The organism is Microvirga arsenatis (genome assembly GCF_009910705.1).
Taxonomy (GTDB): Bacteria; Pseudomonadota; Alphaproteobacteria; order Rhizobiales; family Beijerinckiaceae; genus Microvirga; species Microvirga arsenatis.
The window spans coordinates 22,950-47,388 of record NZ_JAAAXJ010000020.1 but is presented as its reverse complement, the minus strand read 5'-3'; the positions used below and the strand labels follow the sequence as shown (position 1 = coordinate 47,388).

General features: G+C 64.9%; 15 protein-coding genes and 4 pseudogenes. 8 read left to right on the top strand and 11 right to left on the bottom strand.

Features of this window, described 5'->3' with window-relative positions; all coding sequences use genetic code 11:
- Positions 1-73: 73 nt before the first annotated feature.
- From GR303_RS21320 to GR303_RS21310, 3 genes and pseudogenes are all read left to right on the top strand, one after another.
- Positions 74-868, top strand: a complete 795-nt coding sequence (locus tag GR303_RS21320) for a GAF domain-containing protein (RefSeq protein WP_161725713.1) — start codon at positions 74-76, stop codon at positions 866-868.
- Positions 869-1,049: 181 nt separating this feature from the next.
- A pseudogene (locus GR303_RS21315) lies at positions 1,050-2,531 on the top strand (methyl-accepting chemotaxis protein).
- Positions 2,532-2,989: 458 nt separating this feature from the next.
- The gene (locus GR303_RS21310) at positions 2,990-4,012 is read left to right on the top strand and encodes an IS110 family RNA-guided transposase (RefSeq protein WP_161725712.1); all 1,023 of its coding nucleotides are present in this window, start codon (positions 2,990-2,992) and stop codon (positions 4,010-4,012) included.
- A gap of 1,991 nt (positions 4,013-6,003) precedes the next feature.
- On the opposite strand, the pseudogene GR303_RS21305 reads toward GR303_RS21310, so the two are convergent.
- The 10 genes and pseudogenes from GR303_RS21305 to GR303_RS21260 all read right to left on the bottom strand — a co-directional run.
- A pseudogene (locus GR303_RS21305) lies at positions 6,004-6,183 on the bottom strand (IS6 family transposase); the annotation flags it as partial.
- Positions 6,184-6,538: 355 nt separating this feature from the next.
- Positions 6,539-6,772, bottom strand: a complete 234-nt coding sequence (locus tag GR303_RS21300) for a DUF2933 domain-containing protein (RefSeq protein ID WP_161725711.1) — start codon at positions 6,770-6,772, stop codon at positions 6,539-6,541.
- Positions 6,773-6,851: 79 nt separating this feature from the next.
- Positions 6,852-9,248 (bottom strand): heavy metal translocating P-type ATPase, encoded by a 2,397-nt coding sequence (locus tag GR303_RS21295; RefSeq protein ID WP_161725709.1) that lies wholly within the window; start codon positions 9,246-9,248, stop codon positions 6,852-6,854.
- A gap of 306 nt (positions 9,249-9,554) precedes the next feature.
- A complete protein-coding gene (gene copM, locus GR303_RS24935; RefSeq protein ID WP_246205760.1) occupies positions 9,555-10,151 on the bottom strand; it encodes a CopM family metallochaperone in 597 nt (198 codons plus the stop codon).
- A 21-nt stretch (positions 10,152-10,172) separates the two neighbouring features.
- On the bottom strand, positions 10,173-10,547 hold the full coding sequence (locus GR303_RS21285; RefSeq protein WP_161725708.1) for a hypothetical protein: 375 nt from the start codon (positions 10,545-10,547) through the stop codon (positions 10,173-10,175).
- Between the two features lie 20 nt (positions 10,548-10,567).
- Positions 10,568-13,693 (bottom strand): annotated as a pseudogene (locus tag GR303_RS21280) (efflux RND transporter permease subunit).
- Positions 13,694-13,702: 9 nt separating this feature from the next.
- The gene (locus tag GR303_RS21275; RefSeq protein WP_161725706.1) at positions 13,703-15,424 is read right to left on the bottom strand and encodes an efflux RND transporter periplasmic adaptor subunit; all 1,722 of its coding nucleotides are present in this window, start codon (positions 15,422-15,424) and stop codon (positions 13,703-13,705) included.
- 63 nt (positions 15,425-15,487) lie between these two features.
- Positions 15,488-15,952 (bottom strand): hypothetical protein, encoded by a 465-nt coding sequence (locus tag GR303_RS21270; protein WP_161725705.1) that lies wholly within the window; start codon positions 15,950-15,952, stop codon positions 15,488-15,490.
- Positions 15,953-16,077: 125 nt separating this feature from the next.
- Positions 16,078-16,563 carry a cupredoxin domain-containing protein gene (locus GR303_RS21265; protein ID WP_161725703.1) on the bottom strand — a complete coding sequence of 162 codons (486 nt, stop codon included), beginning with the start codon at positions 16,561-16,563 and terminating at the stop codon, positions 16,078-16,080.
- A gap of 8 nt (positions 16,564-16,571) precedes the next feature.
- Positions 16,572-16,877 (bottom strand): heavy-metal-associated domain-containing protein, encoded by a 306-nt coding sequence (locus GR303_RS21260; protein WP_161725701.1) that lies wholly within the window; start codon positions 16,875-16,877, stop codon positions 16,572-16,574.
- A 253-nt stretch (positions 16,878-17,130) separates the two neighbouring features.
- Between GR303_RS21260 and GR303_RS21255 the strand changes: the two genes are divergently transcribed.
- A complete protein-coding gene (locus GR303_RS21255) occupies positions 17,131-18,327 on the top strand; it encodes an IS256 family transposase (protein WP_161725700.1) in 1,197 nt (398 codons plus the stop codon).
- A gap of 218 nt (positions 18,328-18,545) precedes the next feature.
- Here the strand turns inward: GR303_RS21255 and GR303_RS21250 are convergent, their stop codons facing one another.
- Positions 18,546-18,737 (bottom strand): type II toxin-antitoxin system ParD family antitoxin, encoded by a 192-nt coding sequence (locus GR303_RS21250; RefSeq protein ID WP_161725698.1) that lies wholly within the window; start codon positions 18,735-18,737, stop codon positions 18,546-18,548.
- Positions 18,738-19,093: 356 nt separating this feature from the next.
- Here GR303_RS21250 and GR303_RS25535 point away from each other — a divergent pair.
- The 4 genes and pseudogenes from GR303_RS25535 to GR303_RS21230 all read left to right on the top strand — a co-directional run.
- Positions 19,094-19,258 (top strand): annotated as a pseudogene (locus tag GR303_RS25535) (ABC transporter substrate binding protein); the annotation flags it as partial.
- Positions 19,259-19,472: 214 nt separating this feature from the next.
- Entirely contained in the window at positions 19,473-20,315 is an 843-nt protein-coding gene (locus GR303_RS21240; protein WP_161725695.1) for a universal stress protein, read from the top strand.
- 186 nt (positions 20,316-20,501) lie between these two features.
- Entirely contained in the window at positions 20,502-21,575 is a 1,074-nt protein-coding gene (locus GR303_RS21235; protein ID WP_161725694.1) for an NAD(P)-dependent alcohol dehydrogenase, read from the top strand.
- 52 nt (positions 21,576-21,627) lie between these two features.
- On the top strand, positions 21,628-24,396 hold the full coding sequence (locus GR303_RS21230; protein WP_161725693.1) for a cation-transporting P-type ATPase: 2,769 nt from the start codon (positions 21,628-21,630) through the stop codon (positions 24,394-24,396).
- Positions 24,397-24,439 lie beyond the last annotated feature (43 nt).

Below are 24,439 nucleotides of genomic sequence, written 5' to 3'. Positions count from 1 at the left end.
GGGAACGAGGCTGGACAGCATCCCAAAGTTCGCTTCTGATAGCTTGTTCCCTCTCAAGAGCCTAAGTCTTGTTATGACGTTCCCATACCCAGTCCCTTCCAACGAGGCCGAGCGGCTTCAGGCTTTGCATCGCCTGAAGATACTCGACGGCGGTTTGCCAGCCGGTGTTGACCGGATCTGCTCAGTTGCCCAGGACCTGTTTCAAGTCCCGGTCGTTCTGATGGTCTTCCTTGCCGAGAGCCTCGCCTGGATCAAGAGAGGATACGACGCTAAACTGGAAGAAGCGCCTAGGGAACTGTCATTTTGCAACTACACCATTATGCATGATGAGGTATTCGTGGTGAACGATGCCAAGGCCGACCGGCGCTTCGCGGAACATCCTTACGTGACGGCCAATCCTCCGTTGCGGTTTTATGCTGGTGCGCCCTTCGTAACCGAGCCAGGGATCAGGATTGGCTCAATTTGCCTAGTTGATCATGTGCCCCGCGACTTTACTCCCGGGCACATGAGACTTCTCGCCAACCTAGCGAGGCTGACAGTTGACGAGTTATGGCTTCATCAGCTCCAACGGACTGGCCTGACGAGCGTGGAGACTCGCGCTCTAAAGGGGAGCGGCCTAGACTTTCGCATTGAGCCAGTCGTGACCGCCGCGCAGGTGCGAGCCGGGCGCGGCATGCTTAAATGGTCGGTCCGACGTTTGGCCGCCGCGGCGGGAGTTGCTCCCATGACTGTCAAGCGCCTTGAGGCTGATGACGAGCCCTTGAGAGTTAAGGACGAAAACGCAAAGGCTATACAATCGGCACTGGAGCAAGCCGGTGTCGAGTTCCTGTTCGAACCAGGGACAAATCCGGGTGTTCGACCGCGCTAAAAGTTCCCTGTGCTTGTGACCTGAAGCTCATTCTTACATTTCATTAAGAAGTTTTGATCTAAATTGGCCCAGGTGGACGGCGGCACCAGCGTCACGACTGCCGCGCACCTAGCCTTGCTGGCTTATCTCGACACAATCCGAGACGTGCACGCAACAAGAGCCGCCTGGAGGATCAAGGTCGATGTTCGCATTTTGGTCAGCACGACAGATGAAGGCCAAGCTTGAGGCTATTGAGCAATCCCAGGCGGTAATCGAGTTCGACACCGACGGCACGATCCTGACCGCGAACGCTAACTTCCTCAATGTGCTCGGTTACAGCCTCGACGAGATCAGGGGGCAGCACCACAGCATGTTTGTTGATCCTGTGGAAAGCGCGGGTTCGGAATAACGAGCTTTCTGGGCTGCCCTCAATCGTGGGGAGCACCAAGTGGCAGAGTACCAACGCATTGGGAAAGGTGGGCGGGAGGTCTGGATCCAAGCATCTTACAGCCCGCTTGTCGGGCGTACCGGGAGGATCGTCAAGATCATCAAGTTCGCTACTGATATCAAGCAGGAGAAGAGGCGCAACGCGGAGTTTGAGAGCCAGATTGCCGCGATTCATCGATCGCAAGCGGTTATCGAGTTCAAGCTCGACGGAACGATTCTGTTCGCCAACGAGAACTTTCTCGCAGCGATGGGATATCGTCTAGAGGAGATCCAAGGTCAGCATCATCGCATGTTCGTGGAGCCCTCGTTCTGGGACAGCGCCGAGTATCGTGCATTCTGGACGACCTTGGGTCGGGGCGCATACCAAGCAGCGGAGTACAAGCGCGTTGCCAAAGGTGGAAGGGAGATCTGGATCCAAGCCTCCTACAACCCGATCCTTGATGCCAATGGACAACCTTACAAAGCGGTGAAGTTTGCCACTGATGTAACAGCTCAGGTCAGAGACCGCATGCGCCGAGGCGAACTACTGAAGGCAATTGCATCCGATTTAGGAGAGATCACCAGCGCTGTTACCGATGTCACCCGTCAGACGACCCATGCGGTAGAAGCCTCGACTGCAACATCAATGAATGTTCAGATGGTCGCCGCCGGTGCGGAGCAGCTTGCTGCCTCGGTAGGCGAGATCAGCCGAAGAGTGAGCCATGCTCTTGCCATTTCTACCAAGGCGGTGGAGCAGGGACAGAGAGCCAACGCTATCGTGTCAGGCCTTACAGCGGCGGCTCAGAAGATTGGCGAGATCACCACGTTGATTCAGGCAATCGCGTCCCAGACCAATCTCTTGGCACTCAACGCAACGATCGAAGCCGCTCGTGCCGGGGAAGCAGGCCGAGGCTTTGCCGTCGTAGCGTCCGAGGTAAAGGATCTCGCAACCCAGACGTCAAGGGCCGCCGAGGAGATCAGTGGGCAGATCGCGCAGACTCAGGTTGCGACAGATCATGTCGTTGGCGCTATCGACACGATTACGTCCACAGTTGCAAACATCAACGAGATTTCGATGGCGATCGCGGCGGCTGTCGAGGAGCAATCAGCGGTGACGCAGGAGATGTCAGTCAGCATGCAGACTGCCTCACGAAGCGTGTCATCCATCAGCACTAGCATGAGCGAGATTGCCCGCTCCGCTGAACTCGTTAGCCTCGCAACAATCAAGGTTCGCGAGGCGTCCTCAGCTGTTGCCTGATCCCGTGAAATTCTATTTTTCAGCCTTGAAAGAGGCAGGACCGTGGGCCGTTGAATGTATGGATCCTGCCAGCCTTCCAGTCGGGCGGGTTTCTGCACAAGCACCGCATCCACAGAGCGTCCGCTGACGTGATTAAACTCATTCGACCAGTTTACTCAGGCTGCAAAACCAAAGAGCCGGTTCAAGAGACGGCTCTCGCCTGCCGCGCCGTGCTGTGCCATAACGCATGGGCCGCAGCGGATGATGTGTAGCACTTCAAACCCCCTCAGGGTCGCAGCGGCCGTGCTCTCTGCTTAGGAACCGCGCTCACGCAAAGCGCCGGCGGAGCGTCTCAAGATTGATGAGGCTAAAAAGAAAGATCGGATGATTGGGGCTCCCGCGGCACTCCCGGCTTGGGAGTGACAGGATTTCAATCTCCGGGCAGGCTCCTGAAGCTTAACTGGTCAAGGAGCCCTGCCATGGATCTGTTCGTCGGCCTCGATGTCTCCGTCCGCACTACCAGCGTCTGCATCATGGATGCCACCGGGAGGATCCTGAAGGAAAGCAAGGTTGAGACCGAGCCGGATGCGATCGGGGCACTGCTCCATTCCATCAGCGATCATTACAAACGGGTCGGCCTGGAGGCCGGTCCGCTCTCGCAATGGCTCTACAGTGGGCTGGCTGCCGCCGGGTATCCGGTCATCTGCGTTGAGACCCGGCATATGAAGGCGGCCTTATCGGCCCAGATCAACAAGACCGATCGCAATGATGCGCGAGGGATCGCCCAGATGATGCGGGTGGGGCTCTACAAGCCCGTGCATGTCAAAACCATCCGCAGCCAGGAGATCCGGATGCTGCTGACGGCCCGTCGATTTGTCCAAACCAAGATGGTGGATGCCGAGAACAATCTTCGTGGTCTGCTGCGTAACTTCGGCCTCAAGGTGGGCATCGTGTCCCGCCTCAAGTTCGACCAGCGCATTCTTGAGCTACTGGAGCAGTCTCCTCATCTGCGATTGACGATCGAACCGCTTTTGGAAGTACGCCGCGTCCTGAGAGAGCAGTATCAGCGCTTGCATAAAGCCATGGAGCAATTGGCGGAAGCCGACGAGGTTTGTCAGCTTCTCATGACAGCTCCCGGTGTCGGAGCCATGGTGGCTTTGAGCTTCCGGGCTGGCGTCGATGAGCCGGCCAGGTTCGGGCGTTCGCGATCGGTGCCCGCTCACTTCGGACTGACGCCAACGCGCTACCAATCAGGCGAAATCGACCAGGGAAGAGGGATCTCCAAGTGCGGTGATCCAGGCATTCGCTGGGCTTTGGTCGAAGCGGCTGGTGTGCTGCTGCGGATAACGAAGAAGTCGTCGCCCCTGCGGGAGTGGGGGCTAGAAGTGGCCAAGCGCCGAGGGATGCCTAAGGCAATCGTGGCAGTGGCTCGGCGCTTGGCCGCGATCCTGCACCGGATGTGGGTCGACAACGTACCCTATCGCTGGCAGGCCCCTGCCTGAACCTAGATACGAGTTCCGCGCTGCCCAGCGGATTGAGGTCCCGTGCAGGGACGGGTGGGTAGGCCATCTCGAATGGGCGCTGAACGCCAGTCCTCTGGTCAGTTCGCAAGAAAGATTGAGAGGCCTCTCCGTCCAACCCGATCATGAAGCGGCCTGGTGCCGACTTCGAAGAGAAGCCAGACCCCTGGCGGGAGCTCATGAACGTCCGGCGGCAGCCTCTGGATGGCTGATACCCCTGTGCGTTCATTGTCAGAGCCTGGAGCTTGTGATCCGGGGCGATATCCTGCGCTTGACCAACACGCCCAAAAAAGAGAAGCGCCCTTGGGGGCCAGGGCGCTTTCAGGTCCAGCCCATTGATCGGGTAGGCCAGACGGCCTGGGCTAGTTTTTCCGACTTATACACACCGGGTCCACTTCTGTCCTCTCCGGTAAACTACGGAGGTCAGAAGCTTGACCTGTGCGGGTACAATTCAGCCAGGGATTGTTTATCGTAGGTGTGTAGCAGTTGCAGATACGGGCGCGTTACATATCAGCCCGACAGTTCCTCACCCTTACGCCCTTGGAAGGCGCCCTTGCAGGGGGCTTTCGAAGCCACCCTCGGCCGCGGCGTTGCCTTTCGCTTGTATCCGCCAGCGCTGAACCCTACCCAAATGGGTAGAGGCAATCTGTCGCTCACCTCGGATGCGCCATTGTGAACCTCCTTGCATGGTCTACCCTCGACGGGGTGGCAGAGTAGGTCCCCCTTCCGCCATGGACGCCCCGGCCGGAGGCCCACGAACCTCCTCCGGCTGGGGCGTTTTGCGCCTGCCGCTCTCCGCTGAAGGCAGTGCTTGGCTTTGTGGAGCCATCGATGACGTGAAAACGAGGGAACGGAAGTTCAGAGCTTCTTGATGCCCTCTGCCCAGGAGCAGGCTGATCCTCTGATGCCCTGCTTCCATAATCCGCAGAGGTAGAGTGGTTTACTCCATGGACTGCTAAAGAACCCGGCTGTCGCAGCTAAGCACTTGACGTGGCCGAAGACGGGGATGCTGTCCGTTCCCTGCCTGCACTGGGATGCGGCCCAAAAAGAAAGGCTGCTGGAGGAGCAGCCTGAGTGACATGGAACTTGTCCAACTGTCGGGGGGACCGACACCTCACACAGTACCGGACAGAGTTAAGATCACAACCCTTGCTAGTGGTAGGGTGGTATGCACCCAGCGCACAGGAGCGTTAGCGGCACGATAGGACATCTGGAAGGAGATGAACGCATCAAGCTTGTGTTAACCCTTTAAGCGCTACGATGGCCTAGTTGGTGACCCTGCCAATCGGCTCCTCCTGCAAAGCTCTTAGAGCGCGGATGAACCGTCTCGATCTTCTTTGGGACTATGGGCTGCTGGCGCTGTCCGTCAGCCCAACCGCTGGTGGCTCCCATCTAAATTTCGGCGCGACCACGGTCGTGCGCGAGTAGGAGGAGGGCTGCTCATGACGATTCTCGATCCGATCACCGGAACTCTCGTGATTATCGATCCCTCAAGCCAGCCACGACGCTTAGGCACTTGAGCCTGCTGCAGAGCAGGATGTCCTCTATAGGTCGTTGGGCTAATTCGGATCCGAACTCTGATCAGGCTTCCGTTACTCTGCCCCAAGGGGCGGGCCTGTGAAACGCAGGTTGTGCCGTGCCGCTGATGCGCCAATGTGCTCCAAATCATCAGGAGTTTGGAAGCCGCTCTGCGCCATCTGTATGATGCACAGACAAGCCCAGCCATTACGACGCTCGCAGACGGCGGCTTTGTCGTGACTTGGGCGTCCTGTTGAAGAGACGGCGCTGACTATGGCGTGGGCCCACGCTATGATGCCAACGGTGCGCTTGTTGGAAGCGAGTTTCTGATTGATGGTAACACGCTCGTGGTGGCTGGCACCCTGCTCAAAGTCGAGCAGGGTGCCAGCCACCAGGTGCGAGTGCGGGTCACCGACAGCGGCAGCTTGAGCCTGGAGCAGGCATTCACGGTCAGCGAAGCGCTCCAGAAACTCCGGTGAGTAACGAACAACCCAGCGATGCACTGTTGCGTGACCGACTGAGATACCCCGTTCCGCCATCATCGACTGTAGGTTACGGAGGCTGAGATTGCAGGCCAGATACCACCGGATACAGAGCAGAATCACGAACCGATCAAAATGCCTACCCTTGAACATGCCGCCCTTTTCCCTAAAGCCGAAGAGGCTATAGCTGAAACTCTGAAACAAAACGTTTGCGACACATCCTGGGACAGGCGTTCATGGCCGGACCGCGATCCACGCAAGCATCCCGGCCAGTCCAATCCAGCAGGCCCAGTATAGGGCGGTCGCCCACTACGACCGATGGTGCCCTGAAGGCGATCCTGGCGGTGCCTGTCGACCATGCCCCAGGCATGCCCCGCGATGCCGGCAGCGAGGATTGTGGGGCCTAGGCCATCGAGATGGTCAGCCATGAGCACGCCCAGGCCGATGCTAAGAACGACCGCGCCACCCCCCGAGGTCAGCTCGGCCAAGCGGATCCGGCGAGCGACCATCAATGGCGATGCCCGCCATGCCAGCCTTGGCCCCGGTGCATGACCAGGTGCATCATCGGGCAGGCGAGCAGCAGGTAGGGCAGGGCCTCCAAGACGTGTCCCGTGTGGGTCGCGATGAGGTACAGCCCGAGAAGGCCCGCGCCCAGCGTCAGGATCCAGGCAAATGGGGACGGGATCAAGCCCGTCAACCTGGACGCTTCGGCCCGCTGCCGGCCAGGTGCATGCACGTCCATGTCTGTGTCTCCTCTGTCACGTCTTCTCCCGGCGCGGCATTGATCTCGCGCCAAAGGCCCCGACGGCACCCGAGCATGCTCACAGCCGCACCGTGCGCAGGCGGATGGCGTTGCCGATCACGCTTACCGACGACAGCGCCATCGCCGCCGCCGCGATGATCGGCGAGAGCAGGATGCCGAATAACGGGTACAGCACGCCCGCCGCGACCGGCACGCCGAGCGCGTTGTAGATGAAGGCGAAGAACATGTTCTGGCGGATGTTGCGCATGGTCGCCCGCGACAGACGCCGCGCCCGCACAATGCCAGTCAGATCGCCTCTCAGCAGCGTCACGCCCGCGCTCTCCATCGCCACGTCGGTGCCGGTGCCCATAGCGATGCCGACGTCCGCGGCCGCCAACGCCGGTGCGTCGTTGACGCCGTCGCCCGCCATGGCCACCACGCGGCCCTCGCGCTTGAACTTCTCGACCACGGCGCTCTTATGATCCGGCAGCACCTCCGCCTCGACCTCGTCGATCCCGAGCCGGCGCGCGACCGCCTTCGCGGTCGTCCAGTTGTCGCCGGTGAGCATCACGACGCGGATGCCCTCCTCCTTCAGGCCTGCCAGCGCCTCGGGCGTCGAGGCCTTCACCGGGTCGGCGATGGCGATGGCGCCCGCCACCTTCCCGTCGATGCCGGCGAAGATCGCCGTCGCGCCGTCCTCGCGCAGCCGTTCGGCCTGCTCGGCAAGCGGGCTGACGTCGATGCCGTGTTCCGCCAGGAACTTGGCGCTGCCGAGCACGATACGCCGGCCCTCCACGGTGCCGAGCGCACCCTTGCCGGTGGGCGAGTCGAAGTCCGAGACCGGAGCGGTCGCGATGCCCTGCCTTTCGGCCGCCTCGACGATGGCCAAGGCGAGCGGGTGTTCGCTCGGGCGCTCGGCGCTGGCGGAGAGGCGCAGCACCTCGGACTCCGTGAACCCTGGCGCCGGGACGATGGCCGTCACGGCGGGCCTGCCCTCGGTCAGGGTTCCGGTCTTGTCGACCACGAGCGTGTCGACCTTTTCCATGTGCTCCAGCGCCTCGGCGTTCTTGATCAGCACGCCCGCCCCGGCGCCGCGCCCGACGCCGACCATGATCGACATCGGTGTCGCCAGCCCGAGGGCGCAGGGGCAGGCGATGATCAGGACCGCCACGGCTGCTACGATGCCGTAGGAGAACCGCGGCTCGGCCCCCCAGATCGCCCAGGCGATGAAGGCCAGCACCGCGACTCCGATGACCGCCGGCACGAAGTAGCCGGAGACCTGGTCCGCTAGGCGCTGGATCGGGGCGCGGCTGCGCTGGGCCTCGGCCACGAGTTGGACGATCTGCGACAGCATGGTGTCGCGCCCGACCTTCTGGGCCTCGATGACGAGGCCGCCGGACTGGTTCATGGTGCCGCCGATCACCTTGGCGCCGACCTCCTTGGTCACCGGCATTGACTCGCCGGTGACCATCGACTCGTCGACCGCGCTGCGTCCCTCCAGAACGGCCCCGTCCACCGGCACCTTCTCGCCCGGGCGCACCCGCAGGCGGTCGCCGGCTTGCACGGTGTCGAGCTGGACCTCCTGTTCCGTGCCGTCCGGGAGGATCCTGCGGGCCGTCTTCGGCGCGAGATCGAGCAGGGCGCGGATCGCCCCGCTGGTGGTCTCGCGGGCGCGCAGCTCCAGGACCTGGCCGAGGAGCACCAGCACCGTGATCACCGCCGCGGCCTCGAAATACACGGCGACCGAGCCGTCGTGCCCGCGGAACGCTGCCGGGAACACTTCAGGCGCAAGGGTTGCGATCATGCTGTAGACCCATGCCACGCCGGTGCCCATGGCGATCAGTGTGAACATGTTCAGGTTGCGGCTGACGAGCGACTGCCAGCCGCGCACGAAGAAGGGCCAGCCGGCCCACAGCACGACCGGGGTCGCGAGCAGCATCTGGATCCAGTTCGAGGTCTGCTGGCCGAGGTAGTGGCCCAGCCCTGTCAGGTGCCCGCCCATCTCCAGCGCCACCACGGGCAGCGACAGGACAAGCCCGATCCAGAACCGGCGCGTCATGTCGAAGAGTTCGTGGCTCGGACCCGTCTCCGCCGTCGCAAGGACAGGGTCGAGCGCCATGCCGCAGATAGGGCACGAGCCCGGCCCCACCTGCCGGATCTGCGGGTGCATCGGGCAGGTGTAGATCATGCCCTCCGGCACGGGTTCGGCCTTCCGGGCCGCTGTCGGCTCGACGTACTTCACCGGCTCGGCCATGAACTTCGACTGGCAGCCGGAGGAGCAGAAGTAATACGGCTTGCCCTCGTACTGGGCCCGGTGCGGGGTCGCGTGCGGGTCCACCATCATCCCGCAGACGGGATCCTTCACCTTCCCGGCCTCCGCCGCAGGCTCATGGTGATGGTGGTGTCCGGCATGGGTGCCATGGCCATGATGGCGCTTATGGCCCTCATGGCCCTTGGTGGCTGGAGTGTCGGTCATGGCGGTTCTCCGCGTGAGCCTCGATGAGCTGCGGGAAGCCTGGGGCTTCCCATGATGGGAAGGTCAAGCGCCTTGATCCGCTGCAGACGCGGTCGATCTCGGTTGGGTGGACGCCGTCGCGCGCTCCTGTCCTCGAAGCCATAGCCAGCCTGCCCGCTGGCTCCCTTGACCAGGAACAACAACCTTTGCCGTCTGGCCGCCGCTGCTTTTCCCTTTGGAGGTTCCTTGGCCCTGTGGAGTGGGTCCTGGCAGGGCCAGGACCCATGAAGCGATCAGAGAGACGGTCTTCGGTTGCAGGATGCGGGCTCACTCGGCGCCCTTGGCCTTCAGCCAAGCGCGCATCTCGCCGATCTCGCGCTCCTGCTCGCGGATCACGTCGGCAGCCCATTTCTTGGTCTGCTCGTCCTTGCCGTGCTGCTGGACCACCCGGGCCATGTCGATCGCGCTCTGGTGGTGCGGGATCATGCCCTTCACGAACGCCACGTCGGGATCCGGGTTCTGGATGGCCTGCATCATGGGAGCATGCATCTTGTCCATGGCTGCCGTGTAGGCCTTCGTCGCCTCGGACTGGGTAGCCGCCTGCGAGGGTGCGCCCTGCATGCTCTGGCCCTGCATCATGCCACCACCCATCATGCCGCCTCGCATCATCTGCTGCATCATGCCCATGCAGTTCTGCGGCATGTTCTGCATCATGGCCCGGCACTGCTCGGGCATGTTCTGCATCATCTGCCCCATAGGCATCTGTCCTTGGGGCATCTGGCCCTGCGGCTGCGCGGGGGGCTGCGCCTGGGTCTGGGGCGCGGAGGTGTCGCCCGGGTGGTGCTGCTGGTGATCGGCCGGGGCCTGGGCCGAGGCCGGGCCGGCCAGCACGAAGAGGGCGGCGGCGAGAACGGATGTCTTCATGGCTGTGTCTCCTGTGTGGGGTCAGTTGTTGACGAAGCGGGCCTGCACAGCGTGGCCGTCGGCCATGGTGGCCGAGACGGCCACGCGGGCGCCCGAGCCGAGCGGCTGGGCCAGGGTGCCGACGAGCCTGTTGGGCTCGGCCGGCTGGAGCGGGACGGTCGACGTCTTGCCGCCGTCCTGCACGATGGCGCGGGCGTTCTTGGTGCCCGCGGATGCGAGTGGCTTGTCGTCCGCCTCGGTGAGGAACAGGACGAGCTCGGAGCCCATGGCGACCAACTCGACGTGGTGGCCGGCGCTGTCGACGACGGGGCCGCCGTTCGGGCCCTTGGCGACCTCGTGGGCAGTTGCCCCTAGGGGGGCGGCTGCGATGGAAAGGGTGAGAACGAGATGCTTCATGGTGGTTCTCCTTGATGGGATCAGAATGCTTCCGCGGGGGTGAGTGCATCTGTCTGTCCCGCACGGCTGGCCTGAATGCGCTCCAGCGGCTTCCTGCCGAAGGTCAGGAAGAGGACCGGGGTGAGGAAGGTGTCGATCAGCGTCGCCGAGATCAGGCCGCCGAAGATCGTCACCGCCACCGGGTGCAGGATCTCGCGCCCGGGCTCGTCCGCTCCGATGAGGAGCGGGATGAGGGCGAGCCCGGCGGAGAGGGCCGTCATCAGCACCGGGGTCAGCCGCTCCAGGCTGCCGCGGATCACCAGATCCTTGCCGAACTGCTCGCCCTCGTAGAGCGCGAGGTTGATGTAGTGCGAGACCTTCAGGATGCCGTTGCGGGCCGAGATGCCGGCGAGCGTGATGAAGCCGATCATCGAGGCCACCGAGAGCGGCTGGCCGGCGATGTTGAGCGCGATCACGCTGCCGATGAGCGCCAGCGGGATGTTGCCCATGATGATCAGCGCCAGCGCCGGCGACTGGTAGCGGCTGTACAGCACCACGAACACCATCGCGAGCGACAGGAGGGACAGCGCCCCGATCCGGAGCGTGGCCTCCTCCTGCGCCTGGAACGTGCCCTCCAGGCGGGTGACATAACCCTGCGGCCACTGCGTCTCTCCAGTGATGCGGCGGATGTCGGCGATGATGGCCGCCATGTCGCGCTGGCCGTCGGTGTTGCCCAGCACCGCGATCCGGCGCTGGCCGTTCTCGCGCAGGACCTGGTTCGGCCCGTCCGTCTCCACCACGCTCGCGATCATGCGCAGCGGCACGTGGCCGGTCGGCGTGGCGATGAGCAGGTCGCCCAGCCCCGTGGTGGAGCGGTCCTGGTCGGACAGGCGCATCACCACGTCGAAGCGGCGGTTGCCCTCCACGATCTGCGAGACCGTGCGCCCGTTCGACATCGTCTCCAGGCCTTGGGTCACCGTCGCCGGCGTGAGGCCGTAGAGGGCGGCCTTCTCGTAGTCGACGTCGATGCGCAGCTGCGGGATGCGCACCTGCTTCTCGACCTGCAGGTCGACGAGCCCCTCGACGCCCGACAGCCGCTCGCGCAAGCCTTCCGCCAGCGTGCGCAAGGTGTCGATGTCCTAGCCGTAGATCTTCAGCGCGATCTCGGCGCGCACGCCCGAGAGCATATGATCGAGACGGTGCGAGATCGGCTGGCCCACGTTGAGCGTCGCGGGCAGGACGGCGAGACGGGCGCGGATGTCCGCCATCACCTCCTCCTTAGAGCGCTCCGACCGTTTCAGGTCGACATCGATCTCGGACGAGTGCACACCCTCGGCGTGCTCGTCGAGCTCGGCCCGGCCTGTGCGGCGGCCGACCGAAATCACCTCCGGCACGTCCTTGATCAGGTTCTCGGCCACCAGCCCGAGCCGATGGCTCTCGGCCAGGGCGATGCCGGGATTATAGGCAAGGCTGATCGTGAGCGTTCCTTCGTTGAACGGCGGAAGGAAAGCCCGCGGCAGCAGGGTCGCCCCGTAGGCCGCCAGGCCGACGCCGAGCAGAACGGTTGTGAACAGGATCTTGCGGTGCCCGAAGGCCCAGCACAGCAGGGCCGCATTGCCGCGCTTGAGGTGGCGCACCACGAAGCTGTCGTGCTCGTGGCCCTTCACTCGCCCGGAGAGCAGGTAGTAGGCCAGCACCGGCGTCACGGTGATCGAAGTGACGAGCGAGGCCAGGATCGACACGATGTAGGCCACGCCGAGCGGCGCGAAGAGGCGCCCCTCGATGCCGGACAGGGCGAAGAGCGGGATGAACACCAGGATGATGATCATCGTCGCGTAGACGATGCCCGAGCGGACTTCCTGGCTTGCGGCCGCGATCACCTCCAGAACGGGCCTCGGGTTGGGGAGTTCCCGGTTCTCCTTGAGCCGACGCAGGATGTTCTCCACGTCGACCACCGCGTCGTCGACGAGCTCGCCGATGGCGATGGCCAGGCCGCCCAGCGTCATGGTGTTGATGGTGAGCCCGAAGGCGTTGAAGACGAGCACCGTCACCAGGATCGAGATCGGGATCGCCGTGAGCGAGATCACGGTCGCCCGCACGTTCATCAGGAACAGGATCAAGATGATGGCGACGACGGCCGCGGCCTCCAGGAGGACCCGCTTCACGTTGTCGACCGAGGTCTCGATGAAGGTGGCCTGCCGGAACTGCAGGTTCGTGGCCGACACGCCCTGCGGCAGCGTCTTCTGGATCTCGGCCAGCGCCGCTTCGATCTTGCCCGTGAGGTCGACCGTGTCGGCGCCGGGCTGCTTCTGGATCGACACGATCACGGCGGGCTTGCCCTGGAAGCCGGCGTCGCCGCGCTTTACGCGCGGGGCGAAGTCGACCTGCGCCACCTGGTGCAGGAAGACCGGCTGGCCCTGCTTGTGCACCACGACCGTGTTGCGCAGGTCCTCCAGGCGCTTGGTGACACCCACGTTGCGGATTAGGTACTCGCGCCCGTGCTGGTCGACGAAGCCGCCGCCGGTGTTGGTGCCGAAGCGCGTGACCGCGGCCTCGATCTGCTCGTGCGTGACGTCGAGCGCCTGCAGGGCCGCAATGTTGGGCACGATGCGGTACTGCCGGACCTCGCCGCCAATGGGGATGACCTGGGCGACGCCCGCTATGGTCAGGATTTGCGGCCGGATGATGAAGTCGGCGATCTCGCGCACCTCCATCGGCGAGACCGTGTCGCTGGTCACGGCGACCAGCATGATCTCGCCCATGATCGAGGTCACCGGTCCCATCTGCGGGGTGACACCGGTTGGGAGCTGCTCGCCCACGAGCGCCAGGCGTTCGGCGACGAGCTGGCGCGAGCGGTAGATGTCGGTGCTCCAGTCGAACTCGACATAGACGATGGAGAGACCGACACCGGAGACGGACCGGACGCGCGTGACGCCCGGCATGCCGTTCATCGCGGTCTCCAGCGGGTAGGTGACGAGCTGCTCCACCTCCTGCGGCGCGAGGCCCTCGGCCTCGGTCATCAGGGTGACGGTGGGGCGGTTGAGGTCGGGGAACACGTCCACCGGCACCCGCGGCAGGATCCACGAGCCGTAGGCGACGAGGACGAGCGCCGCCGCGATGACGAAGAGCCGGTTTTTCAGGCTGTTGCTGACGAGGAAGTTGAACATCGCCGTGCCTCACCGGATCTGGTTGATGAGTTCGGAGCCGCGGATCACGATCCGCTCGCCCTCAGCGACGCCGGCTCGGACCACGAGCCGGGTGGCATCGAAGGGCTCGGTCCGGACGGGACGCGCCTCGAACCGCTCGGGATCCGTGTGGCGCCACACGACCGCCTCGCCGTTGGCTCCGCGCACCACCGCGTCCCGGGGCATGATGATGTCCCTGACGGAAGCCCCGTTCTGCGCGAAGACCGTAACAGGCGAGCCGACGGACAGGTTGCCGGGCGGGCTCTCGACGGCGAACTGCACCACGGTGGCCTGCTGCTGGAGCGCCTTGCTGAACCCTTGGAACGTGAGCTTCAGGGACGTGCCGTCGACGGCCGTGGCGCTGGCGCCGGTGATCTTGGCGGGATCGATCTCGCCGTAGACGAGCGCCTCGACCCAGAGCCCCTGCGGGTCGACGATCTGGAAGATCACGTCCTGGGAGGCGACCACCTGGCCGGGAACCACCCGGGCCGCGGCGATGGTGCCGTCGATGGGCGCCCGCAGGACCTCGGGCTCGATCCGAGTCTGGCGCACGATCTCACGCCGGCGGCGTAGGCCTTCCAGCTCGATCTCGGCATCCGTGACCTGGCTCGGCGGCGCGACGCCGCGATCAGAGAGCTGGCGCACGCGCTTGAGCCTGGTCTCGGCGACCGCGATCTCCTGCTCGATCTCGCCCACGCGCTCGGACAGCGTGGTGCGGTCCGCCTGGGGCACCGCCTGCTCGACCAGGGCGAGCACGTCGCCCTTCCGGACTGTCTGCCCGAGGCGGGGGAGCCCTTTCTCGGGAGCGATGATGCGCCCGCCGTTGATGCTTTGCACCAGGCCGGAGCGGTTCGGGTCGGCGATGACGCGTCCGATCAGGCGCACCGCCTTTTGCGCTTCCTCGGGCTTTGTCACCGTTGTGCGCACGTTGAGCAGGCGCTGGCTCGGCTTGGGCACGAACACGGTGCCGTCGGGCAGACGGCGCGGCGTGTCGCCCGCGGGGAGAGCGGCCTTCGCCGCATCGGCACCATGGTCGTGTCCCTCATGGGCGAAGGCATAGGCTGTCGAGACGACGAGCGCGACCAAGGCAAGGCCCGCCATGGGCACCAGCTTCCTCCGTCTCCGGGCCGCCAGGCCGAGCAGGAAGCCCAGCGCGAGTGCGACGCCGGCGATCATGTAGGGTGTGGACACCTCAATGCCGCCGAGCTTCACCGTGGGTGTGCTCTGCAGGACCTGAAGCGGGGTTCCACGCGCCGGGGCAGGCGCCGTGGCAACGGGCTTGCCGGGCAAGTGGAGCGTGCCGATCAGCAGGTCGTCGCCGCTGGGGGCCGTGACCGCGAAGATGAGTTCCAGCGGGCCTTCGCCGGCGAACTTGGCCGATGTCACTGTGTAGGTGCCGTCGTCGTCGGCCGCCTCGGCCTGGACCTCCTCGCTGCCGCCGACGGTGACGGCGATCCTGGCGTCGGTCACGGGCTCGTTCGAGGTGAAGCGGTCCAGGTAGATCCCGAGGCGGTCGCCGCGGAGAATGCCGACGAGCTCGTAGGCATCCGACTGGGCGGTGACCCGTGGATTGTTGGTGGTGACCGCCGCGGGCGGCGGGGCGCCGTGGTCGTGTCCCTCGTGGGCAACCGCGGCGGCGATGGTGGTCAGAAGGCCCAGGCCGATCAGCATGGCTTGGAGGCGGCGCAGAGCGCCGTTGGTACGGATAGGCATTGGGAGAACCCCGGATCATGAGCACGGCGTCGGTAGCGACGCGGCGTCGGGGCCGGTCGCTGGCTACACGATGCTGAGGGTTCGTGGTGGGCGCTTGAGGCCGTCAAGGCTCATGCCCGAGCCGTTTTGGGATGTGGGCAGGAGCGCGACTGCGATGCCCATCGGCGCGGAGATGGCAGCCAAGCCCAAGGGAGCCATCGCAAACGGGCAGGTGCTGACACAGCAGGAGCCCTCAGGGCCGACATCGGCCTGCCGGTCGTCGGAAGCGACCCCATCCGCCGCCTTGGCCTTGGCATGGTGATGGGCCACCCCATCGCCATGATCGTGCGCGGCCTGGTGGACGTGCGCCGCAACCTGGGGACCATGCTGATGCCCGGTGCCGGCGGAGGCCATCTGCTCGCAGTCGGGCGAGCCCTGCCCATGCTGGTGCAGGCCCGCCAGCGCGCCGCTGTGGAGCACGAACGACGCCACGGCCACGAGCATCAGGCTCATGACGAGGCGCCGGAAGTGGGTCCACAAGGTGTTCAACGATTCGCTCCTGACATCAGGTAATGATCTGACGGGCGGCCGGTTTCCAAACGGTTACCTCTAGGGTCTTTGTAGGCCACAGGGCCGTGTATGGCGGATTCGTTCGCCACGGCAAACCACTCCCCTCACTTCACCACCACGGTCCCGACCATGCCGGCCTCGCGGTGGCCGGGGATCAGGCAGGCATACTCGAACGTCCCGGCCTGGGTGAACTGCCAGCGCAGCACGCCGGAGGTCTTCGGGCCGAGGCGCTTGGCGTTCGGATCCTCGTGCGCCATGTCCGGGTGGCTCGCCATTTCCTCGGCGTGCCGGCGGTTGGCCTCGACGCTGCCGATGACGAGCTCGTGGTCGAGCTCGCCGCCGTTGCGCAGGACGAACTGGATCTGCTCGCCCTGACGGACCTCGATGCGCTCCGGCGCGAACGCCATGCCGCTGTCGGTCTCCTTCATGACGACCTGGATGACGCGGCCGCCCTTTGCGGGATCGCCGGGGCGTCCATAGGCCGCTTCCTCGGCGTGGTCATGGCCGGAGTGACCAGGATCCGCGGTGGCCCCGAAGGCGGAGAGGGCGGTGAAGGCGGTGGCGAAGGCAAGAAACGATACAGGTCTCATGGTGTTCCTCACGTCGGTGAAAACGGGCGATGGTCCGCCAACGCCCGGGTAGGGTCTCCGGCCGCGCTCGGGGTGAAATCGGCTTCGGCGATCAGCGACCGGACCGCGGCTAGGTCGGAAGTGCCGCGGACGTGGACGAGCTTCGAGGCTGGATCGGCCTCGACCTTCACGCCGCGCAGACCGGCCTCGACGGCCTTGGTAATGGCTCCCGCGCAATGGCTGCAGGTCATGTCCTCGAGCCTGAGGGCGAGGGCGGTCGGCTCGCGTTCGGCGGCCTGGCTTTGCTGGGACTGGTGGGCGCTGCATCCGCACATGGGACGAACTCCGTTCGGCGTTGACGACGGAATGGTTGTGCACCTTCCAATCATGGGAGGGTCAAGGGAGATTTTGGAACTATCGTGCCATGGTGGCTGACGGACCTGATTGATTCAGCGCAACAAGTTTTCCGCCGGGCCGTGAGCGGCTGCTGAAAGAGTAGTGTGGTGAAGGTTCTGCAAATCGCCTGATTGGGGCGGTCATGGCAGGATGGTGATGTTCAACGTCACGCACTCCGAGAGGAGCCCCACCATGACCAACACCAAGGATAAACCTGCTGCCGCTGCCATCAAGGACCTTCTCAGCCAGAGCCCGGACGGGCTGCGCGAGATCGTGCGCGCCGTCATGCAGGAGATGCTCGAAGCCGAGATGACCGATGCCCTCCAGGCTGAGAAGGGCGAGCGCACCTCGGCTCGCCTGGGCTACCGCTCGGGCTACTATACCCGCACCCTGGTGACCCGGGTTGGCAAGCTCGAGCTACGCGTGCCGCAGGACCGCAACGGGCGCTTCTCGACCGAGCTGTTCGAGCGCTACCAGCGCTCCGAGCAGGCGCTGGTAGCCACGCTCGCCGAGATGTACGTCCAGGGTGTGTCTACCCGCAAGGTCAAGGCGATTACCGAGGAGCTGTGCGGCCACAGCTTCTCGGCTTCCGCCATCTCGGCCATCAACAAGCGCCTGGATGAGAGCCTGGCCCAGTTCGCCTCCCGAAGGCTCGAGGAGCCGTTCCCGTATCTGATCCTGGATGCCCGCTACGAAAAGGTGCGCGAGGGCGGCATCGTCGCCTCACAAGCCGTGCTGATTGCGGTCGGCATCGACTGGGACGGCCGGCGCCAGATCCTGGGCGTCGAGATGGCCAACCGGGAAAGCCAATCCTCGTGGCGCACCTTTCTCCAGGGCCTGCGCGAGCGTGGGCTTTCCGGGGTCGAGCTGGTGGTGGCCGACGATCATGCCGGCCTGCGGGCGGCCATCCGCGAGGTGCTGAGTGAGGCGGCCTACCAGAGGTGCTATGTGCATTTCCTGCGGAATGCGCTCGATCACCTGCCGCGCAAGGCCGATGATGATTGCCTGCAGGAGCTGCGCTGGCTCTACGACCGCCGTTCGGTCGAGGAAGCCCGGCGGGATCTGGCCGCCTGGATTGCCAAGTGGGAGGGACGCTACCCGCGCCTAATCGCCTGGGCCGAGGAGACGATCGAGGAGACGCTGACCTTCTACCGGCTGCCGCGTCAGCATCACAAGCATCTGAAAAGCACCAACATGCTCGAGCGGCTGAACGAGGAGATCAGGAGGCGCACTTACGTGGTGCGGATCTTCCCCAATGCCGCCTCATGCTGCCGGCTGGTGCGGGCTCTGGCGGTCGAGACGCACGAGAACTGGCTGGAAGCCCACCGCTACCTCAACATGGAGGATCTCAAGGAGCACAAGAAAAGCACTCTTCGCGAAGCCGCTTAGCCAGCCTGACCGGCCGCCCCACTTTGCAGAACTTGACGCACACAATCGCTGAAAGCTCCATGAGCAGCCGGATCTCAGCCAAGCGGCTGGAGGATCAGCTCTGGCCAATTCGGGATCTTGCGACGCTTGGAGCGATGCTGGCCCAGAACCCGGCAGGCCAGCCGCTCCGAGACGCCATACCTGCCGATCACATGGTCCACGTAGCGTCCAAGAGCCTCTCAATCAGCATGAGATGTTCGGGTCGCCGCCCCCTTCATCTGCTCGATGCGGCGCTCCCTCTCGTCGAGCAGGCGAAGCGCCGCGCGGACCACCTCGCTGGCGCTGCGGTAGCGCCCGGAAGCAACCTTGTTGTCGACCAGGGCCTCCAGCTCAGGGGTGAGCGAGACGTTTCGTGTCTTACGGGTTCTCATGAAATCCGGGAAAGAGGAGGAGGGGGCCGGTGTCAATGAGTGACACCTAGGAACGTCCTGCAAACTGTCAAACCAGGGTGCGCCCAGCAGGCGATCGTTCGGCGCAGACCCTGGCCTACACCTTCGCTCCCGAAGGCATTGCCTCAGTTTAAATTGAATTGCGGCGACCACGGCAGATCCTGACCTTGATCATCGGGCACGAGCCGGGCCGAAGCCCACACAATTGAATCGGGCCTTACGTCCCAATTGGCGAGGACGTCGACACTCCTCTTGTGGGTAATCCCGACGTGGGAACAGGCGGGCTTCTGTCCCGTCCTTGCTGCGAACGACGACGGACCTCGTTTCCGGCCGCTTCCATGACAGAGCCGGACCTTCCGGTCGTGGCCGATTACTCGCTCTTCGCCCAAGCCGGTGCCGTGTTCACCTACGGCATCGACGGCCATGCCCAGATGCGGCGGGCGGCCTACTTCGTCGACCAGATCCTCCACGGCGCGCACCCCGGCGACTTGCCGATCGAGCAGCCGACCGGGTACCTGCTGGTGGTGAATGTCAGGGCAGCCAGACGTTTCGGCTGGGCGGTGCCTGTCTCCGACCTGGACCACGCCGGTGAAGCGATCGAACGAGGTTGGACGGCATGCGCCGCGCACGGCTTTGCGCCATATCAATGCAGCCTTCCTACCTGCGTCTACCATATCATTGAAGGAAACGACCACGGCCGCATATGGGAGGAACGCCATGATCGGGAACATCAAGAGCGTGCTGATCGGCCTGACGAAGGAGTTCGGTCCGGACGAGACCTCCTCTGCCCTAGGCTATGGCCTGTCCCTGGCGCAGCAGGCGGGCGCCCACGTCACGGTGCAAGCCGCATCCCTGAAGCTGGCCCTGTCGAGCGCCGGGATCAGCAAGGTCGTGGCCGGCCTCGTCGACGAGGAGAACCGGCGCCTTCATGCCCTCGCCGAGGCGGCTGCCCGTAGCGCGCAGGGCGATGCAGACGCGTCAGGGGTCGTCTGTTCCACCGCAGCCCTGCATCTCAGCTATCCAGAACTGCTCGCCATCTTCAGGGCTCAGGCCCGCCTGCATGACCTCACCGTCGTCGACGCCGAGGCGGAAGCCCTCACTCCCGACCGGGGCCTGATCGATGCCCTGCTGATGGACAGCGGCCGCCCACTCGTCATCGTCCCGCCCGGGCAGGAGGTCTTCCATGCCAAGCGCATCATCGTGGCCTGGGACGGCAGCGGGCGCGCCGCCCGCGCGGCGGCCGACGCCCTGCCGTTCCTGCGGGCGGCTGAGACCGTGGAGGTGGTCGCCGTGGTGGGGGAGAAGGATCTGCCCGCCAGCGTCACCGGCGCTGACATCGCGCCGCACCTGACCCGCCACGGCGTCAACGTGCAGGTCCAGACGCTGCCGGCCCAGGAAGGGGATGTTGCCGAGACGCTGCGCAGTCACGCCACCTTAACCCGTGCCGACATGATCGTGATGGGCGGCTACGTCCACTCGCGGTTGCGCGAGCTGGTGTTCGGCGGCGTCACCCAGTCACTGCTCAAGCAGAGTCCCGTGCCCCTGTTCATGGCGTACTGAGGACAAAGGATTAGGAACGCCATACCAGGAGGCGATTGTGCAGGTTCAGGATTTTGGCGTTCAGCTCGCGCCGGGCTCGCGTAGCCAGGTTTACCAGAGGGCATGCCATCGGACTTGCCCGCACCCATTCCGCTAGGGCGACCGCCCTGGCCTATGAGCCATTGGCGCCACACAGGAGGAATCGCTTTGCCCAAGATGAGAGCCGCAATTTTCGTCGAGCCCGGCCGCATCGTGCTCGACGAGAAGCCGATCCCGGACGTGGGCCCACTGGACGCACTCGTCCGGATCACCACCACCACGATCTGCGGCACCGACGTCCATATCCTCAAAGGCGAGTATCCGGTCGCCCGCGGCCTGACCATCGGCCACGAGCCCGTCGGCGTGATCGAGAAGCTCGGCTCGGCGGTGCAGGGCTACCGAGACGGGCAACGCGTGATTGCCGGGGCGATCTGCACCTCCGGCCATAGCCACGCGGCGCTGTGCGGGTGCCACGCCCAGGACGGTCCCGGCACGAGGCACGGCTGGAAGGGCATGGGCGGCTGGAAGTTCGGGAACACCATCGACGGCACCCAGGCCGACTACGTGCTCGTGCCCGACGCCATGGCTAACCTCGCCTTGGTGCCGGACAGGCTCACCGACGAGCAGGTGCTGATGTGCCCGGACATCATGTCGACCGGCTTTTCCGGCGCGGAAAGTGGCGCAATCCGCATCGGCGACACGGTGGCGGTCTTCGCTCAGGGTCCCATCGGGCTGTGCGCGACCGCCGGTGCCCGGCTCATGGGTGCGACCACCATCATCGCCGTCGACAGCGTGCCCGCCCGGCTGGAGATGGCCCATCGCATGGGTGCGGACCACGTCATCGACTTCACGCAGGCCGATCCGGTGGCGGAGATCATGCGGCTGACTGACGGGCGCGGGGTGGATGTCTCCATCGAGGCCCTTGGCCGCCAACAGACCTTTGAGGGGGCCCTGCGCGTCCTGAGGCCGGGAGGCACGCTCTCGTCGCTCGGTGTCTACTCCGGCGACCTGAAGATCCCGTTCGACGCCTTTCTCGCGGGCCTGGGCGATCATACGATCCGGACGACGCTCTGCCCAGGCGGCAAGGAGCGAATGCGCCGCCTGATGGATGTCATCGCGTCCGGCCGGGTCGACACCCGTCCCCTGGTGACCCACCGCTTCAAGCTTGATCGAATCGAGGAGGCCTACGACCTGTTCGCGAACCAGCGCGACGGCGTGCTCAAGGTTGCCATCACGCCCTGACTGCTCGTGGATCATATGCAGTGGCTCACCTAAGAACCTGAAGGGGTCGACGATGCATAACCCGGCGTGCTTTGCTGAGGCTGGTGAGACCATCGACACGCAGAAGCCGCTCAGGGTAGTACCGTGGCATGCGGATTCCGTTGCAGCAACGCTGACGGCATTCGACACGAGCCCTGAGGGCCTGGACACTGCGGAGGTCCTTCGGCGTCTCGCATTACATGGTTACAATCGGATGCCGGAAGGCGAGGGACGCAGCGCACTCTCCCGCTTCTTGGCGCAGTTCAACAACGTTCTGATCCACGTTCTTCTTGCGGCCGCCGCCGTGACCGCGCTCCTGGGACACTGGGTCGACGCGGCGGTCATCCTCCTCGTCGTCCTCGTTAATGCGGTGATCGGCTTCATCCAGGAAGGACGCGCCGAGCGCGCCTTAGAAGCCATCAGCGCCATGATCTCGGCCCAGGCCTCGGTGATGCGGGACGGGAAGCGCCACACCATCAAGGCCGAGGAACTCGTCCCGGGAGACATCGTGCTCCTCGAGGCCGGAGACCGGGTGCCGGCGGACCTGCGCCTTCTCCGGGCGCGGAGCCTGCGCATCGACGAAGGCATCCTCACGGGCGAGTCGGTTCCGGTGGAGAAGGGAACGAGCCGGATCGGCGCGGATGCGGCGCTGGGCGACCGGACCTGCATGGCCTTCTCGGGAAGCCTCGTCGTGGCCGGACAGGGAGCCGGCGTTGTCACAGGCACCGGCGCGGGCACGGAGATCGGCCGGATCACCTCCTTGCTCGGCGAGGTGGAGACCCTCGCCACGCCGCTCGTGCGCCAGATGGACCAGTTCGCCCGAATGCTCACGGGTGCGATCCTCGCCGTGTCGGTGGCGGTGTTCGGGATCGCCGTCGCGGTTCACGGGATGCCATGGGGTGACGCCTTCATGGCGGTGGTCGGCCTAGCTGTCGCAGCCATCCCCGAGGGGCTACCTGCCGTAATGACGATCACCTTGGCGATCGGGGTCCAGCGGATGGCGGCGCGCAACGCCATCATTCGCCGCCTGCCTGCCGTCGAGACGCTCGGCTCCGTGTCCGTGATCTGTTCCGACAAGACGGGAACCCTGACCCGCAACGAGATGATGGTGCAGACCGTCGTCACGTCGGACGGCCGCTTCGAGGTGACGGGCAGCGGGTACGCTCCCGAAGGTGGGTTCTTGCTGGACGGCACGCGGGCATCCGTCGAGGACCGGACCAGCCTGGCGGAGGTGGTCCGAGGCTCATGCCTGTGCAACGACGCCAGCCTGCGCCGGACAGAGGCAGGATGGTCTGTGAACGGAGACCCGATGGAGGGAGCACTGGTCTCCCTTGCCATGAAGGCCGGCATGGACCCGCATGAACTCCGCAGCCGGTTCGGTCGCCTAGACGAGATCCCGTTCGACGCGCAGCACCGCTTCATGGCCTCCCTGCACCACCTGCCCGAGGGCGGCGCCGTCCTCTACGTGAAGGGCGCTCCGGAACGGGTGATTGCCATGTGCGGAAGGGAGCATGCCTCATCGGGAGAGCGGCCGCTGGATGCTGGCTGGTGGACGGCCCAGGCGGACGCCGCGGCCCGCCAGGGGCAGCGGGTGCTCGGAATCGCCGCGAAGCGGCTGCCGCAGGTGCCGTCGAAACCGCTGGCGTTCGCCGATGTCGACGATGGCCTGACCATGCTGGGACTGCTCGGCCTCATCGACCCGCCCCGTGACGAGGCGCTCGTGGCCGTGCGGGAGTGCCAGTCCGCCGGAATCAGAGTCAAGATGATCACCGGCGACCATGCCGCCACGGCCGCGGCAATTGCAGGGATGCTTGGGATCCGGGGGAGCGATGGGAGGGCCCTGACGGGTGCCGACCTCGACCGGATGAGCGAGAGCGAGTTTCAGTCCGTGGTTCGCGACGTGAGCGTGTTTGCGCGCACCAGCCCCGAACACAAGCTACGCATCGTCCAGGCGCTGCAACACGATCGCGCGATCGTGGTGATGACCGGGGACGGCGTCAACGACGCGCCCTCGCTCAAGCAGGCTGATGTCGGCGTCGCGATGGGCCGCAAGGGAACCGAGGTCGCGAAGGAAGCCGCCGGGATGGTGCTGGCCGATGACAACTTCGCCTCCATCGTCGCAGCCGTGCACGAGGGACGGACGGTGCATGACAACCTCAAGAAGGTGATCAGTTGGACCCTCCCGACGAACGGCGGCGTAGCACTGGCGATCATCACCGCCATGCTGCTCGGGCTTACCCTGCCGATCGCGCCCGTCCAGATCCTGTGGATCAACATGATCACGGCCGCGACCCTTGGGCTGACGCTCGCCTACGAGCCGCCTGAGCCCGACGTGATGCGCCGCCCGCCGCGCCGCGTAGACGAGCCGATCCTGTCCAGGTTCCTGGTGTGGCGGATCGTCCTCGTGTCAGTGCTGTTCGTGGTCGCCGTCTCAGGCATGTTCGCGTGGGCGATCCGGCGCGGTCTGCCCATCGAGGAGGCTCGCACGATCGTGGTGAACACGCTCGTGGTGCTGGAGATCTTCTACCTGTTCAGCGTGCGCTTCCTGCACGCACCGTCCCTGACATGGCACGGCGTCGTGGGCACCCGTTCGGTCCTGATCGGCGTCGGGGCAGTGGTCCTGGCCCAGTTCGCCTTTACCTACCTGCCACCGATGCAGGTCCTGTTCCACACACGGGCCGTGTCGCTCCTGGACGGGGTGGCCATCATGGCGGCGGGCATGATCCTGCTGTTGATTCTTGAGGGTGAGAAGCGCCTCTGGGGCCGCGTGGGCGGGCTCAATCCAGACCTCAAGCATCGCTGAGAATCGGGCCCGTGCGACCCTCTGCCGGAAAAGAATACCCTGC

Coding starts and splice junctions, on each gene's coding strand:
- GR303_RS21275 (WP_161725706.1), bottom strand. CDS start 15,424: ATGCCTATCCGTACCAACGGCGCTCTGCGCCGCCTCCAAGCCATGCTG.
- copM (WP_246205760.1), bottom strand. CDS start 10,151: ATGAAGACATCCGTTCTCGCCGCCGCCCTCTTCGTGCTGGCCGGCCCG.
- GR303_RS21310 (WP_161725712.1), top strand. CDS start 2,990: ATGGATCTGTTCGTCGGCCTCGATGTCTCCGTCCGCACTACCAGCGTC.
- GR303_RS21250 (WP_161725698.1), bottom strand. CDS start 18,737: ATGAGAACCCGTAAGACACGAAACGTCTCGCTCACCCCTGAGCTGGAG.
- GR303_RS21265 (WP_161725703.1), bottom strand. CDS start 16,563: ATGAGACCTGTATCGTTTCTTGCCTTCGCCACCGCCTTCACCGCCCTC.
- GR303_RS21260 (WP_161725701.1), bottom strand. CDS start 16,877: ATGTGCGGATGCAGCGCCCACCAGTCCCAGCAAAGCCAGGCCGCCGAA.
- GR303_RS21295 (WP_161725709.1), bottom strand. CDS start 9,248: ATGACCGACACTCCAGCCACCAAGGGCCATGAGGGCCATAAGCGCCAT.
- GR303_RS21255 (WP_161725700.1), top strand. CDS start 17,131: ATGACCAACACCAAGGATAAACCTGCTGCCGCTGCCATCAAGGACCTT.
- GR303_RS21285 (WP_161725708.1), bottom strand. CDS start 10,547: ATGAAGCATCTCGTTCTCACCCTTTCCATCGCAGCCGCCCCCCTAGGG.
- GR303_RS21230 (WP_161725693.1), top strand. CDS start 21,628: ATGCATAACCCGGCGTGCTTTGCTGAGGCTGGTGAGACCATCGACACG.
- GR303_RS21240 (WP_161725695.1), top strand. CDS start 19,473: ATGATCGGGAACATCAAGAGCGTGCTGATCGGCCTGACGAAGGAGTTC.
- GR303_RS21300 (WP_161725711.1), bottom strand. CDS start 6,772: ATGGACGTGCATGCACCTGGCCGGCAGCGGGCCGAAGCGTCCAGGTTG.
- GR303_RS21320 (WP_161725713.1), top strand. CDS start 74: ATGACGTTCCCATACCCAGTCCCTTCCAACGAGGCCGAGCGGCTTCAG.